Here is a 15,693-nt window from a genome sequence, read left to right on the forward strand (position 1 = left end):
GTCGAATGCGGACCCACAGGGAATGGTACTTATGACCGAGCGTCGGCGACGCCCCGCTGAGCGCACCCACATCGGCACGTGAGGGCGTTTGCGCGCCCAAGATCGCCGCCAGGAGAAATGGGACACACCCAGTCAGAGTGCGAGCGTGACGACCCCGACTGCGTCGTAGCTGCCGCGAGCACGGCGGTCGAGCGTCAACAGCGTCCTACGGTGATGTCGGGCGGTCGCGGCCACGAGTCCGTCGTACGTCGAACCGCCCCGCACGCCCCCGGACGCCAGCCTGGCGATCAGCGCCACGTGCGCGGCCGGCGGCAGTGTCAGCACCCGGAACGTCAGCCGACCGAGGATGTCCGCCACGACTCCGGGGGCGAGCCGATGTGGAGCCGGAAGCCTGGTCAACACGCTGTAGGACTCGATCAGGACGTGCGCCGGGATCGCGTCCACCTGGTCGCCCACGGCTCGACGTGCGTCGGCATGCCGCGGATGCCACGAGACGAGTGCGGCCACCAGCACGCTGGTGTCGCACGTGGCCGCCGTCGTCACCTTCGGGTGGCCTCGATGGTGTCCCTGACGTCCTGCTCAGTGAGCGGGGGAAGGTCTGCCTCGGGCACCAGGGTGGGCAGTCCACCAGCGTCGGAGATGCGCACAGAAGCGGGGGCGATCTCGATCTCGATGCGCCCGTCGGTGAAGACCACGTCTATCGCCCTTCCGGGAAGCAGCCCCATCGCGTCTCTCACCGGCTTGGGCACCACGATGCGCCCGGCCGAGTCGATGGTGGTTCTCATGGCATAAATCTACCATCGTCTCTACCATGTACGGCTGCTTGGGCACACCGATGGCAGTCAGCGGACCGACTCACCCCGCTTCGCGATCCCGTCGAGCCGCAGTACGCCGCTCTCGTCGCGGTGCACGCCCGTCGCACCCACATGCTTGTCGCTGATCTGCACGCCGTTCTTGATGACGTGCACCAGCGCCATCGCGTGGCCGCGACCCAGCTCGTAGTCGTCGGCGAGCCAGGTGACGATCTCGCCGGACTTGGTGTCGGCGCCGAAGCCGCGGTCGCGCGCCTCGTCGACGATTTCTTGCGGGACCTTGCCGGTGTTCTTCTCGACGGTGTCGAGGTAGGCCTGGAACGACATGACGACTCCTGGTGTGTGGTGGGTTTGCTGGTACGTCGATCGGCGCGGCTCGACTTCGACATCGACCCGACCTTGACTTGCCGCTCATGAGGAGCGTTAACATCGCCAGATGACGATGTTGCTCGGGACGGACACCCTCAAGCCGGCCGCCTGCCTGTTCCAGGGCTTCAGCGACCCGTCGAGGCTCACCATCCTTCGCCACCTCGCGCTCGGCGAGCACCGGGTGGTCGATCTGACCGAGCACCTCGGGCTCGCGCAGAGCACCGTATCCAAGCACCTGGCCTGCCTCAAGGACTGCGGCCTCGTGGTGTCCCGACCGCAGGGCCGAGCCTCGGTCTTCTCGCTGGCCCACCCCGAGGCGCTGATGGACCTGCTCGCGTCGGCCGAGCGGCTGCTCGAGCTCACCGGCGACGCGGTCGCGCTCTGCCCCACTTCCGGACTGGCCACCATGACGGGCGCCTCGTGACCACGATCCCGACCTCCGACGTACGGCGCCAGCTCGGTCGCCGCGCGCAACTGCTGGCCGGGGCGTCGGTGGCCTACAACGTCGTCGAGGCCGTCATCGCGATCACGGCCGGGCTGGTTGCCGGCTCGGTCGCGTTGGTCGGCTTCGGGCTCGACTCGGTCGTCGAGGTGTCGAGCGGGCTGATCATCCTGTGGCAGTTCCGGCACTCGATGCCCGAGACCCGCGAGCGGCTGGCGCTGCGGCTGATGGCGTTCTCGTTCTTCGCGCTCGCCGCCTATGTCGCGGTCGAGTCGACGCGGGCGCTGATCTTCGGCGCCGACCCCGACCCCTCACCGGTCGGCATCGCCCTGGCCGCCGCGTCGCTCGTGGTGATGCCGTTGCTGTCGTGGGCACAGCGTCGGACCGGCAAGGCGCTCGGCTCCAACGCCGTCGTCGCCGACTCCACCCAGACCCTGCTGTGCACCTACCTCTCAGCGGTGCTGCTCGTCGGTCTGCTCCTCAACGCCGCCCTCGGCTGGTCCTGGGCCGACCCGATCGCCGGCCTGGTCATCGCCGCGATCGCGGTCAAGGAGGGCCGCGACGCGTGGCGGGGCGAGGGCTGCTGCGGCTCGATCGGTACGTCGACCACCGGCTGCGACGACGGCTGCTGCCCATGAGCGGCCACGGGCACGGCCATGCGGGCGCTCGCCATCGCTGGCGGCTGGCGCTGTCCTTCGGACTGATCCTCGCCTTCTTCGTCGTCGAGCTGACGTTCGGACTCCTCTCCGGGTCGCTCGCCCTGCTCTCCGACGCGGGCCACATGGCCGCCGACGTGGTCGCGCTCGGCGCCGCACTCGTCGCCACCAAGATCGCAGCCCGGCCCGACTCGAGCGGGCGGCGCAGCTATGGCTCCTACCGGGCCGAGGTGTTCGCCTCCGGACTCGCCGTACTCCTCATGCTCGGTGTCTCCGTGTACGTCGTCGCCGAGGCCATCGCGCGCATCGGCTCGGACGTCGAGGTGCAGACCGGACCGATGCTGGTCGTCGGCGCCATCGGTCTGGTCGTCAACGTGATCGCGCTGCTGCTCCTGCGGGGTGGTGCCGCCGAGTCGCTCAACGTGAAGGGCGCCTACCTCGAGGTGGTCGCCGACACGGCCGGCTCCGTCGGCGTCATCGCCGCGGGCTGGCTGGTGGCCGCCACCGGTGACCCGGTCTGGGACACGGTCGTGGCGGTCGCGATCGGCGTCTTCGTGGCGGTCCGTGCTGTAAGCCTCGGGCGCCAGGTGCTCGCCGTACTCGGGCAGCAGGTGCCTGCCGGCATGCAGCTCGGCGTCGTGGCCGGCGACCTGTCGGCGGTCAACGGGGTGGCCAACGTGCACGACCTGCACGTATGGACCCTCACCTCCGGCATGCACGTCGCGACCGCGCACCTGGTCACCTGTGCGGACGCCGACCCACAGTCGGTGCTCGACGACGCGCGCGACGTGCTGCGTGCGCAGCACCAGATCGAGCACGCCACCCTGCAGGTCGAGTCGACGCAGCGGCAGGAGTGCCACGAGCTGGACTGGTAGACGCCGCTAGGTTCACCCTCGTGCCCACCGCCCGCGATCGTCGACCTCTGGTTGCGACGCTCGCGACGGCGATCCTGGCGATCGGGCTGCTGGCCCTCGCCGTGCGCTTCGGGTGGCTCGGCGCCGACGTCGGCCGAGGCGCCAACTTCTGCGAGGCCGCCCGCGACGGGTGGGTCAGGCAGCCTGCCAACGCGTTCTCCAACCTGGGGTTCGCCGTCGGCGGGTTGGCGATCGGCTGGCGTGCCAGCCGCCCGGAGCACCTAGGCGACACGCTGCCGCAGTTCCCCGGGCTCGCCACCGGATACGCCTGTGTCGTGGTGCTCCTCGGGCCGGCGAGTGCGGCGATGCACGCGACACAGTCGTCGCTGGGCGGCCTGCTGGACATGACCTCGATGTACCTCGTCGCCAGTTTCGCGGCGGCGTACGCGGTGACCCGCTGGCGGCGCCGCGACCCGGTGTTCTTCTGGCAGGTCTTCCTGCTCCTGGTCGCGGCGTGCGAGCTGGTCGGTCTCTGGGACGGCGCGATCCCGGTGGTGCACTTTGCCGGGAACCTCGCTTTCGGCCTCCTCCTCGTGGTCGCCGTCGTGGTGGAGACCCGGCTGTGGCGGCGCGGTCCCGCGCGCTCCGACCTGCGGTACGGCGTGGCCGCACTCGCGTCGATGCTCGTCGCGTTCGCGATCTGGAACCTCTCGCAGCGCGGCTGGTGCGACCCGGACTCGCTGGTGCAGGGCCATGCTGTCTGGCACCTGCTGGGGGCTCTCGCGGCGTACCTGCTGTTCAGGCTGTACGCGAGCGAGCGCGGCGAGACCGCAACCCCGCTGCCGCCAACCCGATGAGCACGGGCCAGAGGGAGAGTCGTTCCAGCGCACCCGCAGCAGCCGACTCCTCTCCGGCGAGCACGAACGCCACCGCGGCGCTGCCGGTGACGACGCCGGTCACCAGGAGGCCGCGTGCCAGGACCGGCGACTCCTTGCGCAGGCGGTGCCCGATCACGAGCAGCGAGAGCGGCTGCGCGACGAACAGCGGTGTCGCGGCGAGCGCGTGCAACGTGGCGTCCTGGTCGAGCGGCGCCAGACCGGTGGCGACCGAGCTCAGCCCGGAGACGACGAGCAGTCCGGTGGCCCACGGTCCGAGCTCGCGCGCGAGCAGCACCCCACCCCCGGCCAGCAGCACGCCGAACCCCATGAAGGAGCCGTTCATCAGCTCGTGCCGTGGCGAGCAGTAGGCCTCCGAGCACCCGACCTCGCCGAGCTTGCTGACCGAGTCGCTGACGAAGCTGTAGCCGCCCGTGGTCGCCGCCGCGACGACGTACTCGGTCGCGATGTAGGCCGGCCGCACCAGCAGTGCCAGCGCTCCCCAGCGTGCCCGCGTCATGCGCTCACCAGCCGACGCAGGGCGAGCTGAGCCACCGGCGCGTACAACGCCACGACGGGCAGCAGGCCGTGCAGGTCGAGGGTCGTACGGACCCCGCCGGGATGTGCGGCCACTCCGTGGTCCAGCCGTACGGCGACCGGTCCGATCCGCACCCGCCAGCTCCACTTCATCGCCTCGGCGTCGACGGAGGTCACCTCGAACGGCACGCGTAGGCCGCCGATCGCGATCACCCGGCCACGCAGACCGGTGGCGATCCGGTCGCCAGCGCCCTCGAGCTCGACACGGCTGATCTGCGGCGACCACGTCGACCAGAGACGCGTGTCGGCGTACCGCTCCCAGACGGTCCCCGGGTCGGCGGGCCCGTCGGCGTGCAGCGAGAGGTGGGTCATGCCTCGATCCCCAGCGCGTCGCGCACCCACGCCCACGCCTGTCGGCGCTCCGCCTCGCCCGTGCGTGTACGCCGGGTCAGGTGGGTCGGCCGGTCGCGCCGGTCGTGCCAGAGCAGCGCGGCCTGCGGCGCAGGGGTGACGGCCGACAACCACACCGTCGTGTCCGCCCCGCCCTCGGCGTCTCGCAGCAGGGGCTTGGTCAGCTGGTGGAAGGTCGGCAGCGACGTCATCACGCCCGGGGTGTCGGCCCAGCCCGGGTGCATGGCGCCGACGAAGATCCCGTCACTCCCCCAGCGTTCTGACAGCACGGTCAGCAGCTCGACCTGGGCGCGCTTGCTGCGGGCATAGGCGGTGGTCGGCGTGTACTCGCCCTTCAGGTACTCCGGGTCGTCGGCCCGCAGGGCCTGCCCGTACATCCCGCCGGAGGTCACGAAGATGACGCGAGCGTCGTGACCGGTCAGGGCAGGACGCAGCAGCTCGGTCATCAGCACCGGTCCCAGCACGTGCAGCGCCATCGTCATCTCGTGGCCCTGCGCCGACTCGGTGCGCTCGGGCGGCATCGAGCCGGCGTTGTGCACCAGCACGTCGAGGCGGTCGAGGTCGACCTCCTTGCCGAACCGTCGTACGTCGTCGAGGTCGGCCACGTCGCAGCGGTCGACGACCAGCTCAGCACCGGGCACCCGGCCGAGGATCTCGGCGCGGACCCGCTCGCCCTTCTCGACGTCACGGACCACGAGGTGCACCTCTGCGCCCAGCCGGGCCAGCCCCTCGGCCGTGGCCAGGCCGAGACCAGAGGTCGAGCCCGTGACCGCGGCAACCTTGCCGTCGAGTGCGGCGGGCAGCGGGTCGGCGGGCCATGTCGGCAGGCGCCGTCGTACTGCCGGTCCGAGGACGGTGAAGCCGGGAGCGACCGTGCGGTCCATCAACGTGTCGACGCCGCGCGCCAGGGTCCGGGCCAGATCACTCATGGCGCCACGCTAGTGCGGGGGTCAGGACGGCCCGGTAGTCCAGTCGCTTTCTGTAGTCACAGCCATCTTGGGCGACCGAAAGTGACTGGACTATCGGCGGGGTGCACCTACGATCACGGTCGTGACCGAGGTTCACCAGCTCTCCCGCACCGACGCGCGCCGGATCGCCGTCCGGGCGCAGCTGCTCGCGAGCCCGCGGCCGACCGACGTGCTCGACGTCGTCCGCCACCTCACCCTGCTGCAGCACGACCCGGTCAGCGCGGTCGCGCCGAGTGCCGACCTGGTGCTGTGGAGCCGGCTCGGGTCGTCGTACTCCACCCAGGAGCTGCGCGACGCGCTCGACAGGCAGGAGCTGATCGACCACCGCGGGCTGCTCCGGCCGGCGGAGGACATCGCGCTCTACCGCGCCGACATGGCCAACTGGCCCGGGCCGGAGCCGCTTCGCCCGTGGCAGCACGACCTGCGCGACTGGGTCGAGGCCAACGACGCGTGCCGCCTCGACATCCTCGAGCGGCTGCGCGGCGACGGGCCGCTGCCCATCAGCGAGCTGCCCGACAGCAGCCACCTGCCGTGGGCGTCGAGCGGCTGGAACAACGACAAGAACGTGCAGCAGCTGCTCAAGACGATGGTCGCGCGCGGCGAGGTCGCAACGGCCGGGCGTGACGACCGCGAGCGGCTGTGGGACCTGGCCGAGCGGATCTACCCCGACGACCCGGTGCCCGATGCCGACGAGGCGAAGCGCCTCCGCGACGAAAGACGCCTGCTCGCCCTCGGCATCGCCCGCGCCCGCGGACCCGAGGTGAACGAGGACGGCATCGTCGGTGACACCGGCGAGCCCGCCGTCGTCGAGGGCGTCAAGGGCGTCAAGGGCGAGTGGCGGGTGGACCCCACGCAGCTGGGCCAGCCGTTCAAGGGCCGCGCGGCCCTGCTGTCGCCGCTCGACCGGCTCGTCTACGACCGCAAGCGAATGGACGAGCTGTTCGAGTTCGACTACACGCTCGAGATGTACAAGCCCGCCGCCACGCGCATCTGGGGCTACTACGCCCTCCCGATCCTGTACGGCGACCGGCTGGTCGGGAAGCTCGACGGCACCGCCGACCGCAAGTCCGGGGTCTTCCGGATCAACGCGATCCACCAGGACGTGCCGTTTACCTTGGCGATGACCACCGCCGTGGATCGCGAGATCGCGGACCTCGCAACGTGGCTGGAGCTCGAGCTGGACGTGACGAGCCGTCGAACTGGGTGACGGGGCTCGGTGTCGCCGCAGCATGCGTCGTCCTGAGCTGGGCCGTGCTGCTGCTCCTCGCCCGACGCCTGCCACCGGGCATCCTGCGCGACCTGGCGGCGTTCATCCCCGACAGCGTCACGACGGTGCGCCGGCTCCGGAAGGACCCACGCGTGCCCCGCAGCGCGAAGATCGCGGTCGTCTTCGCGGGCCTCTGGGTGGCCAGCCCGATCGACCTGATCCCCGAGTTCATCCCGGTGATCGGCCCGCTCGACGACATCGTGGTCGTCGCCCTGGCACTGCGGTACGCCGGTCGGCGGGTGCCTCGCGACGTACTCCTCGAGGCCTGGCCCGGTGACCCGCGACTGATGGAACGGCTGCTCGGCCCGCGCTGAGCCGCGGTCCACCAGCGGATATCCGACACCGTTTCCGTCACCCACGCTGGGCAGGAACGGCGTGTCCGATTCCCGCCGGTCCTGGTGCGCTCGTTCGGGTTGAGTCGGCCTGACACCGCACATTCAAACGAAGGACACCCAATGAGCATGAACATCGCACTCGTCACCGGCGGCAACCGTGGCCTCGGCCTGGCCACCGCGCGCCGACTGGCCAGGGACTGCGGCCAGGTGATCATCACCTCGCGCGACGCCGATGCCGGCGTCGAGGCCGCCGAGCGACTGACACGGGAGGGCTACGGCGCGATCAGCATCACCATGGACGTCACCGACGCCGACTCGGTCCGCAAGGCCGCAGCCCAGGTCGACCGCGACTTCGGCCGGGTCGACATCCTGATCAACAACGCCGGCATCCTGCCTGAGGCGACGAACGACCCCGCCGAGATCGTCGACCTGGCCATGTTCGAGCAGACGTTCGCGACCAACCTGATCGGACCGGTGGCCGTCCTAGAGGCGTTCCTCCCGTTGGTACGACGCAGCCCGGCCGGGCGGATCGTCAACGTCACTTCGACGATGGGCTCGCTGGCCGACCAGACGAACCCGGAGTCGCCGTACTTCTCGACGGTCATGCCGGCGTACCAGGCGTCGAAGTCGGCGCTCAACAGCGTGACGATCGCGCTGGCCAAGCAGCTCACCGACACCTCGGTCAAGGTCACGTCGGTGTGCCCGGGCTTCGTCCAGACCGACCTCACCCCGATCAACCGCGAGCAGGCGCCGGTGACAGCCGAGGCCGCCGCCGAGGTCGTTCACCGGGCGGCGACCCTGCCCGACAGCGCTGCGTCGGGGACGTTCATCGACGCCGACGGGGTCGTGGCCTGGTAGCTCAGCGGGCCGGGCAGGGCGCGTAGAGGGCCCGGGTGCCGGTGCGCAGCTGGTCGCTGAACCGACAGCCGTACGTCGGCGACGCCACCACCGCAGGGTCGAGCACGTTGTCGCCGGCCGGCACCTGGACCCCCTGACGACTGTGACCGTGCTGCGACTCCACCCACGTCGTCAGGTCGTCCCACGCACGGCCGACCTCGGCCGGGCTGAACTCGCAGTGCCCGGCAGATCTGATCGCCCGCTGCACCAGCAACGGGCTCTGCCGCTGCCCCGCCACGTCGCGGGCATAGATCTGCTCCATCGAGAACGGCACGAACAGGTCACCCAGGCCGTGCAGGGTCAGCACCGGCGCCTTCGGCCGGCCGTCGATCGTCGGGATCTCGATCAGCCGCCGCGTCCCACGGGAGGCGGGGTCGGTCGGGGTCACCCGCAGGATCGACGCGTTCACGTCGACCGGGGCGGCGGGCGAGTAGACGGTGTCGGCGTTCTGTGCGAGCCGGGCCGGGTTCAGCGCGAGCAGCCCGCCGTTGTCCGGAGTGGCCGGCGTGAAGAGGAAGTCCTTCCACACCGCGAACGCCGGCGTGGAGCCCGGTCGGGCACCGCCGCTGCGCTCGACCGTGATCGCGCGCAGCTGCTTGCCGAGGGCGTTGGTGGTGTCCTGCACCGGCGAGAGACCGACCAGCCCGAGCCGCTGCTGGATGGCCGGCACCGCGGTCGTGAGGTAGTCGGCCGTGGGCGGGTACGCCGGCACGTCGGCGAGGTCCTGCGCCACCAGGTTGTAGTCGAGGAAGTAGTCGAACAGCTCCTGGTCGCCGAGCACGCCGCACATCGGCAGCGCGCCGTCATAGAAGCGGGGGTACTCCTCCAGCGACCGGCCGATCACGTGCCCGCCCATGGAGACACCGGTGAGGTAGACCCGCGACGGCCGGCGGTCGAGCAGCTTCTTCGTCAGGTCGGCCAGATCCTTGGTGGTCGTCACGCCGGTGCGGACGTCGTACCCGTTGCGGGCGTAGCTCGACGCCGCCCACGCATAGCCCTGCGCCAGCAGCTTCTGCCGCAGCCCGTAGTCGGGTGCGTCGACCCTCAGCACGGTGCCGGTGCCGCGGTAGCCGTGCGCCCACATCACCAGCTCGCCGTTCCAGTCGGCCGGCGCCTCCACGACGTACGCCGCGTGCTCATGGGTGCCCTGGAAGACCCGAGTCGGCTGGCCGCCGATCGTCAGCGGAGCCAGCGGCGGGTTGGAGATCGTGTAGCCGGGCATTGGCTGGTCACCGCGGTCATGCCGGTCGCGAGGCGATGCGGTGGCCGACGACCAGAGCAGCGTCGTGGCGACCAGGCAGGTCACCACCGCGAGGACGAGAGCGGAAGCTCGGGCACGTGCCATGGGGTCCTCCAGAGAGCGCTGTGACGCAGGTCACTGGATCGTAGACCCGGTGGTACGACCACGGTGAGCTCCAGGCACGGCTCGACCAGCTGATGTCGGCCTGGAACTCCTTGCCGCAGGACGAGCGGATCCGGCAGATGCCCGACCCCTCGCCGAAGAGCTTCCGAGGAGCGGAGCTGACCGCGTCGCTCCCCGGGCAACCGGGCCGGCCGTATCCCGAGTGGCCGGAGCAGGAGCAGGGCGAGGAGGACGACGACGATTTCGAACCCGGCGATGTCCGGCTCTCCGCGCAGGCAGCACGCGACGCTATGTTCGTCCGCCAAAGCCTTGCCCTCGCTGACTGGGTCGGCTCACGCAGGGAGGTCACAAGCCGGGGTCTGTTGCGACCGCCCGTCGCCAGGTCGGCCTACCAGCATCTCGACCTGTGGCCGTGGGAACGTGCGCTCGAGGAGGCCGCCCGCTCCTCGTACGGCCTGCCCCAGCGTCCCTCGTCACCGGAGGTGGACGCAGTCATGGCCGACGCTGCGCTGAACTCCTGGCACAGCGCCCCCGGCGACTGCCTCGCCCTCGATCACCTTTGGTAGGCGGCCCGGGCCGATCAGCTCCATCTCAGCGATCTCGGCCGTGACTTCGCCATTGTGTTCACGAACCTCGTCGACTCGGGGATGCTCGAGACCTGACACATCTCCTATCTGCGTCGGTGGAATCTGACGTCGCCGTTGGGAAGTCGGCTGCGTGCGTAGCTTGGGTCGTGGGCCTTGTGGTGGTGGAAGCTGCACAGGAGTTGCCCGTCGGCGAGGTCGGTAGTGCCGCCGTGGGCCCAGGGGTCGCCTGCGTGGTGGGCTTCGCACCAGGCTGCTGGGATATCGCAGCCGTGGGCACGGCAGGTGGTGTCGCGCACCCGGAGGGCTTTGCGTTGGGCGGGGCTGAAGAGTCGGGCGGTGCGGCCGAGGTCGAGGACGTGGCCGTCGGTGCCGAGGATGGCGGGGATGATGCCGGCGGTGCAGGCCAGTCGGCGGGCGTGGTCGGGGGCGATGGGGGTGCCGGTGTGGGTGAGCGCGGCGCCGACGCCGTCGCGCAGCGTCTGGAGGTCGATGGTGACCAGGACGGTGGTGGCGTCACCGCCGTGGACGGGCAGCCGGTGTGGGTCGGTGTGTTCGAGGAGCGCGCAGAACGCGTGGCCGAGGCGGACGTCGTACGGCGTCTTCTCACCGTCGTGGTGGCGTGGGTTGGTGTAGGCGTGCAGGTAGGTGGTGAGTCGGTCGGCGACGGCGTCGGGGACCCGGGCATGGATGTCCGTGGTGCCGTCGCCGCGTCGGCGGGTGATGAGGCGGGTCAGCTTGTGGGCGAGTGCTTCTTCTGCTTGAAGGAGCCGGAGCTCGTGGTCCTCGCCGATCTCGGGGGCCACGACCTCGAGGACGCGGCGGCCGAGGATCCGCAGCTCGCGCGGGCCGTAGTCGCCGGCCTGCTCGACGAGGTGGGACTCGGCACGCGCCAGCACTTCCGGGTCGAGGTCGGTGGGCAGGTCGTCGAGTGCCTTCGCGATCACCTCGGCCTGGGCCGGGTTGACGGCGCCCTCGGCGAGACCGGCGGCCAGCACGTGCCAGTGCTCGAGGCTGAGCGCCAGTCGGTGGTGGCGGCGGGCCGCGCCGCCGTCGACCCGCGTGTGGTGGGCCAGCCAGGCCGCGACGTCTCGATGCGCCTCGACCTCCGCGACATCGCCGGAGGCGGCGGTCAGCCGGAGTCGCAGTGCGGCCAGCTGGGCGTCGACCCGCGTCAACGCCAGCAGCGCGTCTCGCTGGTCGGTGGTGGTCATGAACATCGGATCCACGTCGGTCACCGACTTCAGCGACGCCTCGAGCTCCGCGGCGCATGCCAGCACCGGATGGATTGCATCCACCTGCGACACCTCCCCGACACGACGACCTGGACAGCCCACCCGGTGGTGGTCTGCGGGTCTCACATGTCGATGGCAGCGCGCCCTGTGAGGGGGCCACGAACAACCCTCCTCACGGAGACGAGTTCGTCGGGTCGGGGCCTCAGCATCGGGTATCACCCACGACCTCCATGCATCGTACAGCTGTTCGAAAAGAAGCACCAGGTTCGTTCAATGGTCGGCGCGGACTCAACCAGCTGTCCCGATCGGGCCCCGAGGGCGATACGTCACGTGCGTCGCCTGCGAGACCGGCCGGACCGACACCACCTCGAGGTCCAGGGGCGGGACGCCGTCGAAGAGCCGCTCGCCGGCGCCCAGGGTGAATGGCACGACATGGGTGCGCAGCTCGTCCAGCAGTCCCGCCGCGAGGCACTGGTTGACCGTCGCGGCCCCACCGGTGATGGAGATGTCAGCATCCCCGGCGGCTGCCCGGGCCTGCTCCAACGCAGACTCGACGCCATCGGTGACGAAGTTGAACGTCGTCCCACCTTCCATCTCCACGGGCTCCCGCGGGTGATGCGTCAGCACGAAGACCGGACCGTGGTACGGCGGCTCGGGGCCCCACCAGCCACGCCAGTCGACGTCCCACTCGCCGCGTCCCGGGCCGAACATGTTGCGCCCCATGACGAAGGCACCGGCGGCGGTGATGGCGGCCAGCTCGTGCGGACTCTCCTCGGGAGTGTCGAACATCCAGCAGTGCAGGCGGTCGACCGGTCCGTCGCCGAACGGCTTCTCGAGTGTCTGCCCCAGCCCGGCGGCGTACCCGTCGGTGGAGATGCTGATGTCACAGACCACCCTGCTCATGAGTCGACGCGCGCTGCCGGGCCGTAGGACAGGTGTACGACGCCGTTGTCGTAGACGTCCTGCGCGAGCAGTGCCAGCTCGGTCTGCCCCTCTCCCCAGAACTTCTCGCCCTCGCCGAGCGCGATCGGGTAGACGAACAGGTGCAGCTCGTCGACCAACCCGTCGGCCAGCAGCGCACGGACCAGCCGGCCGCTGCCGGAGATGTAGATGACGCCGTCGCGGTCCTGGTCACCGACGGACACGAGGGCTCGACGTACGAGCTCGGCGGTGACGTCGCGTGGGACTTCGACGAGCTGGCCGCTGCGTTCTCGGAGGTGCTCGGTCGCGACATCGTACGACGCGAGGTCACGACCGACGAGCACGTGTCTGCCCTGCTCTCGGCCGGCCTGGACGAGGGCACCGCCGGCTTCGTCGCTGCACTCGATGCCAACATCCGCGAGGGTGCGCTGGCCGAGGTCACCGGCGACCTCGCTCGCCTCACGGGGCGTCCCACGACTCCCCTTGTGGAGGGGTTGCGCCTCGTAGCATGAGGCCGTGACCACCACGGATGGCTCCATCACCCTGCCCGCCGCCGGCACCGAGGCCGAGACCCTGCTCGGCAGTCTCGACCGCATCCGCGGGAGGTTCGCGTGGAAGTGCGGCCCGCTCGACGCGGAGTCGATGCGGGCCACGCTCGGCCCGTCGATCATGACGCTGGGCGGGCTGCTCAAGCACATGGCCTTCGTCGAGGACTACTTCTTCACCAAGTGCCTGTTCGGCCGGGAGCTCGGGCCCGAGTGGGCGGCGATCGACTACGAGGACCCCGAGTGGGAGTGGCACACCGCCGTAGACGACAGCCCCGAGGAGCTCTTCGCGTTGTGGCAGGGCTCGGTCGCCCGGTCCCGTGCGGCGGTCGCCGACGCGCTGGCCGACGGCGGGCTCGACCGGATAGCCGTCCGTGCGCCGTTCCCCGAGCTGCCCAGCCTGCGCAAGATGTTCGTCGACATGATCGAGGAGTACGCCCGGCATGCCGGCCACGCCGACCTGATCCGCGAGTCGATCGACGGGCTCGTGGGTGAGGACCCGCCCGAATAAGCATCCCCGTCGTACCCGCCAACGAGGCGAGCTGGGAGGACCTGCGGGCGATCCTCGTGCCGGCTGGTCGGCAGCACCAGCAACCCGTGGTGGTACGCCGAGCAGCTCGCCGTGCTGCGCGCACCGTACCCATCGTCGGAGGCACCGAGCTCCAGGAGACCGTGCGCATGATCGGGCAGCGGATGGTGTCAGCGGCTGGTGCCGCGCAGGACGGCGGCAGGTAGCACCACGACGGCCAGACATGCCACGACGAGGAAGGCAGTCGCGAACGACGTCTGCACGGCGATCACGCCGACCGCCACGGCGCCGAGCGCCGTACCCGCGTCGAAGCCGATGTTCCACACGGAGCTGGCCAGGTTGTGGTGCCGCCGGGAGACGACGCCGAAGGCCACGACGAGGGTGAGGTTCTGCAATGCCCCGTAGGACAGCCCGAGCAGGGCCGCCGCCGCGAGGAACAGGCCCGCGCTCGTGTCGGCATCTCGCACCGACCAGGCGACGAGCGCCGTACTCACGCCGGTGACGAGCACCAGCGGCCACAGGAATCGGTGCGTTCGGTACCGGTCGGCCAGCCTGCCCACGCGCCACCGGGCGAGCGCGGTGACCAGTCCCATGAGCAGGAGTCCGGCCGCGCCCAGCAGGTCGTCCGACACCATCTGCGGCACGAACGTGATCGCCGCGCCGCCGGCCATGGTGACCGACAGCAGCACGACGGTCGGTCGCAGCAACCGGAGGTACGCCGCGAACGCCGGGTCGTCCCCTGCCGACATCTCGTCCGCCTTCGCAGCGTCCGGCAGGTCTGCCGCCTTCTCCTGCTTCTCCTGCAGTACGGCGCCCAGGCGGCGCGCCGCAGGCACACCGACCAGCGGCAGGGCACTGACCGCGAAGACCACCCAGTAGCCGACGTTCTGCGCGACCCACGGCGCGGCCGGCAGGAGGAGCAGGTTCGGGAGGCCGGCCGCGAGCCCGTAGAGGCCGATCGCCTCACCGCGCCGCTCGGGGTCGACGAGCGCGGCCACCGAAGCGCTGCCGGTGACGGTGAGCACGCCGAACCCGATGCCGCGGGCCGCGGAGAGCGCCAGCACCGGAGCGAGCGCGTCACTGACGACGTACAAGGCGGCGGTTGCGCCGAGGAACACCATCCCCGTCGTCAGCACGGGCACCCAGCCGAAGCGGCGCAGGGCGGTGGGCACGAGGACCTGGGTCAGCACCGTGAAGAGCAGCAGGATCCCGTTGACCAGGCCGGCGCCGCCGCTGTTGGCGCCGCCGTGCACGGCCCACAGCGGTGCGACCGGGAGCAGCGCCGCGTAGCCGCAGAAGCCGGTGACCGTCATGGCGACCAGCGGTGGGATGCCGGGCGTTCGCCAGATGGAGGACTTCACCGGGGCACGCTATCGGTGCCCCCGGATGGCGAGTCGTCGGGTCTGGCGCCAGCCTGGACTCATCTGCTGCACTGGACCAGTGCTCACACTCGACCAGATCTTCACGTTCGGTCTCGCCGCCGCCATCCTGATCGCGATCCCCGGCCCGAGCGTCGTGTTCGTCGTCGGCCGCGCCCTCTCCTACGGGCAGCGGGTCGCGCTGGCGAGCGTGGCCGGCAACACCCTGGGCCTGCTGACGATCGTGGTGCTCGTCTCCGCCGGGCTGGGCTTCGTCGTACAGGAGTCGGTCGTCGTGTTCACCGTCCTGAAGGTCGCGGGTGCGGCGTACCTCGTCTACCTCGGCGTGCAGGCGATCCGGCACCGCGCAGGGTTCCAGCGCGTGCGGGAGGCCGGCCCGATGCCGCCGTGGACGGCGCTGCGGCAGGGGTACGTCGTCGGGGTCTCCAACCCCAAGGCGTTCATGATCATCGGTGCCCTGCTCCCGCAGTTCGTCGTGCCGGAGACCGGCCACATCCCGTTGCAACTGCTCCTGCTGGGCCTGGTGGCCGTGTTCATCGGCCTGATCTCCGACTCACTCTGGGCGGTGCTGGCCAGCCGGGTCCGGGACTGGTTCACCGCGACACCGAAGCGGGGCGAGGCCGTCGGCGTCGTGGGTGGGGTCTCGATGATCGGGCTGGGCATGGCGCTCGTGGCCTCCGGCCGCGAGTGAGGGCGCGCCCAGGAGTCGATGAG

Annotated in this window: 22 protein-coding genes; 11 read left to right on the plus strand and 11 right to left on the minus strand. The window is 70.7% G+C overall.

The window, feature by feature from the left end:
• Positions 1 to 132: 132 nt before the first annotated feature.
• From H4Q84_RS13145 to H4Q84_RS13155, 3 genes are read right to left on the minus strand one after another with little or no spacing between them, the layout of a single operon-like run.
• On the minus strand, positions 133 to 543 hold the full coding sequence (locus tag H4Q84_RS13145) for a type II toxin-antitoxin system VapC family toxin (RefSeq protein WP_248579551.1): 411 nt from the start codon (positions 541 to 543) through the stop codon (positions 133 to 135).
• Entirely contained in the window at positions 540 to 785 is a 246-nt protein-coding gene (locus H4Q84_RS13150) for an AbrB/MazE/SpoVT family DNA-binding domain-containing protein (protein ID WP_248579552.1), read from the minus strand. The genes H4Q84_RS13145 and H4Q84_RS13150 overlap by 4 nt, the downstream gene beginning before the upstream one ends.
• Before the next feature lie 57 nt (positions 786 to 842).
• On the minus strand, positions 843 to 1,139 hold the full coding sequence (locus H4Q84_RS13155) for a DUF4287 domain-containing protein (protein WP_248579553.1): 297 nt from the start codon (positions 1,137 to 1,139) through the stop codon (positions 843 to 845).
• Positions 1,140 to 1,248: 109 nt separating this feature from the next.
• On the opposite strand from H4Q84_RS13155, the gene H4Q84_RS13160 reads away from it, so the two are divergent.
• From H4Q84_RS13160 to H4Q84_RS13175, 4 genes are read left to right on the plus strand one after another with little or no spacing between them, the layout of a single operon-like run.
• On the plus strand, positions 1,249 to 1,605 hold the full coding sequence (locus H4Q84_RS13160) for a metalloregulator ArsR/SmtB family transcription factor (RefSeq protein ID WP_248579554.1): 357 nt from the start codon (positions 1,249 to 1,251) through the stop codon (positions 1,603 to 1,605).
• Positions 1,602 to 2,261 (plus strand): cation transporter, encoded by a 660-nt coding sequence (locus H4Q84_RS13165; protein ID WP_248579555.1) that lies wholly within the window; start codon positions 1,602 to 1,604, stop codon positions 2,259 to 2,261. Before H4Q84_RS13160 ends, H4Q84_RS13165 begins: the two co-directional genes overlap by 4 nt.
• Complete coding sequence (locus tag H4Q84_RS13170; protein ID WP_248583646.1) at positions 2,258 to 3,154, plus strand: cation diffusion facilitator family transporter; 897 nt, start codon at positions 2,258 to 2,260, stop codon at positions 3,152 to 3,154. Before H4Q84_RS13165 ends, H4Q84_RS13170 begins: the two co-directional genes overlap by 4 nt.
• Before the next feature lie 20 nt (positions 3,155 to 3,174).
• Positions 3,175 to 3,990, plus strand: coding sequence for a ceramidase domain-containing protein (locus H4Q84_RS13175; RefSeq protein ID WP_248579556.1), 816 nt, complete (start codon positions 3,175 to 3,177; stop codon positions 3,988 to 3,990).
• Here H4Q84_RS13175 and H4Q84_RS13180 read toward each other — a convergent pair.
• Genes H4Q84_RS13180 through H4Q84_RS13190 form a run of 3 tightly spaced genes read right to left on the minus strand, consistent with a single transcriptional unit; the run spans position 3,932 to position 5,885 of the window.
• Entirely contained in the window at positions 3,932 to 4,528 is a 597-nt protein-coding gene (locus tag H4Q84_RS13180) for a DUF998 domain-containing protein (protein ID WP_248579557.1), read from the minus strand. The two genes, H4Q84_RS13175 and H4Q84_RS13180, sit on opposite strands and share 59 nt — an antisense overlap.
• Positions 4,525 to 4,917 carry an SRPBCC family protein gene (locus H4Q84_RS13185; RefSeq protein WP_248579558.1) on the minus strand — a complete coding sequence of 131 codons (393 nt, stop codon included), beginning with the start codon at positions 4,915 to 4,917 and terminating at the stop codon, positions 4,525 to 4,527. Before H4Q84_RS13185 ends, H4Q84_RS13180 begins: the two co-directional genes overlap by 4 nt.
• Positions 4,914 to 5,885: an SDR family NAD(P)-dependent oxidoreductase gene (locus tag H4Q84_RS13190; RefSeq protein WP_248579559.1), complete on the minus strand. Its 972-nt coding sequence runs from the start codon at positions 5,883 to 5,885 to the stop codon at positions 4,914 to 4,916. Before H4Q84_RS13190 ends, H4Q84_RS13185 begins: the two co-directional genes overlap by 4 nt.
• 121 nt (positions 5,886 to 6,006) lie before the next feature.
• On the opposite strand from H4Q84_RS13190, the gene H4Q84_RS13195 reads away from it, so the two are divergent.
• The 3 genes from H4Q84_RS13195 (at position 6,007) to H4Q84_RS13205 (ending at position 8,384) form a co-directional block, all read left to right on the plus strand.
• Positions 6,007 to 7,131 (plus strand): crosslink repair DNA glycosylase YcaQ family protein, encoded by a 1,125-nt coding sequence (locus tag H4Q84_RS13195; protein WP_248579560.1) that lies wholly within the window; start codon positions 6,007 to 6,009, stop codon positions 7,129 to 7,131.
• The gene (locus tag H4Q84_RS13200; RefSeq protein WP_248579561.1) at positions 7,128 to 7,505 is read left to right on the plus strand and encodes a DUF1232 domain-containing protein; all 378 of its coding nucleotides are present in this window, start codon (positions 7,128 to 7,130) and stop codon (positions 7,503 to 7,505) included. Before H4Q84_RS13195 ends, H4Q84_RS13200 begins: the two co-directional genes overlap by 4 nt.
• A 141-nt stretch (positions 7,506 to 7,646) precedes the next feature.
• Positions 7,647 to 8,384 (plus strand): SDR family NAD(P)-dependent oxidoreductase, encoded by a 738-nt coding sequence (locus H4Q84_RS13205; RefSeq protein WP_248579562.1) that lies wholly within the window; start codon positions 7,647 to 7,649, stop codon positions 8,382 to 8,384.
• A 1-nt stretch (position 8,385) separates the two neighbouring features.
• Here H4Q84_RS13205 and H4Q84_RS13210 read toward each other — a convergent pair whose 3' ends face one another.
• Positions 8,386 to 9,768, minus strand: coding sequence for a hypothetical protein (locus H4Q84_RS13210; RefSeq protein ID WP_248579563.1), 1,383 nt, complete (start codon positions 9,766 to 9,768; stop codon positions 8,386 to 8,388).
• Between the two features lie 92 nt (positions 9,769 to 9,860).
• Between H4Q84_RS13210 and H4Q84_RS13215 the strand changes: the two genes are divergently transcribed.
• Positions 9,861 to 10,352: a hypothetical protein gene (locus H4Q84_RS13215; protein ID WP_248579564.1), complete on the plus strand. Its 492-nt coding sequence runs from the start codon at positions 9,861 to 9,863 to the stop codon at positions 10,350 to 10,352.
• 104 nt (positions 10,353 to 10,456) lie between these two features.
• Here H4Q84_RS13215 and H4Q84_RS13220 read toward each other — a convergent pair whose 3' ends face one another.
• The 3 genes from H4Q84_RS13220 to H4Q84_RS13230 all read right to left on the minus strand — a co-directional run bounded on the left by H4Q84_RS13220 (position 10,457) and on the right by H4Q84_RS13230 (position 12,870).
• The gene (locus tag H4Q84_RS13220) at positions 10,457 to 11,668 is read right to left on the minus strand and encodes an HNH endonuclease signature motif containing protein (protein WP_248579565.1); all 1,212 of its coding nucleotides are present in this window, start codon (positions 11,666 to 11,668) and stop codon (positions 10,457 to 10,459) included.
• Between the two features lie 225 nt (positions 11,669 to 11,893).
• Positions 11,894 to 12,508 carry a dihydrofolate reductase family protein gene (locus H4Q84_RS13225; RefSeq protein WP_248579566.1) on the minus strand — a complete coding sequence of 205 codons (615 nt, stop codon included), beginning with the start codon at positions 12,506 to 12,508 and terminating at the stop codon, positions 11,894 to 11,896.
• Positions 12,505 to 12,870 (minus strand): dihydrofolate reductase family protein, encoded by a 366-nt coding sequence (locus H4Q84_RS13230; RefSeq protein ID WP_248579567.1) that lies wholly within the window; start codon positions 12,868 to 12,870, stop codon positions 12,505 to 12,507. Before H4Q84_RS13230 ends, H4Q84_RS13225 begins: the two co-directional genes overlap by 4 nt.
• Here H4Q84_RS13230 and H4Q84_RS13235 point away from each other — a divergent pair, their 5' ends adjacent.
• A complete protein-coding gene (locus H4Q84_RS13235; protein WP_248579568.1) occupies positions 12,871 to 13,038 on the plus strand; it encodes a hypothetical protein in 168 nt (55 codons plus the stop codon).
• Positions 13,039 to 13,042: 4 nt separating this feature from the next.
• Positions 13,043 to 13,582 carry a DinB family protein gene (locus tag H4Q84_RS13240; protein WP_248579569.1) on the plus strand — a complete coding sequence of 180 codons (540 nt, stop codon included), beginning with the start codon at positions 13,043 to 13,045 and terminating at the stop codon, positions 13,580 to 13,582.
• Positions 13,583 to 13,770: 188 nt separating this feature from the next.
• Here the strand turns inward: H4Q84_RS13240 and H4Q84_RS13245 are convergent, their stop codons facing one another.
• On the minus strand, positions 13,771 to 14,961 hold the full coding sequence (locus H4Q84_RS13245; RefSeq protein WP_248579570.1) for an MFS transporter: 1,191 nt from the start codon (positions 14,959 to 14,961) through the stop codon (positions 13,771 to 13,773).
• Between the two features lie 79 nt (positions 14,962 to 15,040).
• Between H4Q84_RS13245 and H4Q84_RS13250 the strand changes: the two genes are divergently transcribed.
• Positions 15,041 to 15,670: a LysE family translocator gene (locus H4Q84_RS13250; RefSeq protein ID WP_248579571.1), complete on the plus strand. Its 630-nt coding sequence runs from the start codon at positions 15,041 to 15,043 to the stop codon at positions 15,668 to 15,670.
• The last annotated feature ends 23 nt before the right edge of the window (positions 15,671 to 15,693 follow it).

The sequence above is a fragment of the Nocardioides sp. InS609-2 genome (genome assembly GCF_023208195.1).
In the GTDB taxonomy this organism is placed as follows: Bacteria; Actinomycetota; Actinomycetes; order Propionibacteriales; family Nocardioidaceae; genus Nocardioides.

Excerpts from the sequence above, each read along its gene's own strand:
- H4Q84_RS13225 (WP_248579566.1), bottom strand. The coding sequence starts at position 12,508 with ATGAGCAGGGTGGTCTGTGACATCAGCATCTCCACCGACGGGTACGCC.
- H4Q84_RS13190 (WP_248579559.1), bottom strand. The coding sequence starts at position 5,885 with ATGAGTGATCTGGCCCGGACCCTGGCGCGCGGCGTCGACACGTTGATG.
- H4Q84_RS13210 (WP_248579563.1), bottom strand. The coding sequence starts at position 9,768 with ATGGCACGTGCCCGAGCTTCCGCTCTCGTCCTCGCGGTGGTGACCTGC.
- H4Q84_RS13150 (WP_248579552.1), bottom strand. The coding sequence starts at position 785 with ATGAGAACCACCATCGACTCGGCCGGGCGCATCGTGGTGCCCAAGCCG.
- H4Q84_RS13185 (WP_248579558.1), bottom strand. The coding sequence starts at position 4,917 with ATGACCCACCTCTCGCTGCACGCCGACGGGCCCGCCGACCCGGGGACC.
- H4Q84_RS13205 (WP_248579562.1), top strand. The coding sequence starts at position 7,647 with ATGAGCATGAACATCGCACTCGTCACCGGCGGCAACCGTGGCCTCGGC.
- H4Q84_RS13215 (WP_248579564.1), top strand. The coding sequence starts at position 9,861 with ATGTCGGCCTGGAACTCCTTGCCGCAGGACGAGCGGATCCGGCAGATG.
- H4Q84_RS13170 (WP_248583646.1), top strand. The coding sequence starts at position 2,258 with ATGAGCGGCCACGGGCACGGCCATGCGGGCGCTCGCCATCGCTGGCGG.
- H4Q84_RS13160 (WP_248579554.1), top strand. The coding sequence starts at position 1,249 with ATGACGATGTTGCTCGGGACGGACACCCTCAAGCCGGCCGCCTGCCTG.
- H4Q84_RS13155 (WP_248579553.1), bottom strand. The coding sequence starts at position 1,139 with ATGTCGTTCCAGGCCTACCTCGACACCGTCGAGAAGAACACCGGCAAG.
- H4Q84_RS13180 (WP_248579557.1), bottom strand. The coding sequence starts at position 4,528 with ATGACGCGGGCACGCTGGGGAGCGCTGGCACTGCTGGTGCGGCCGGCC.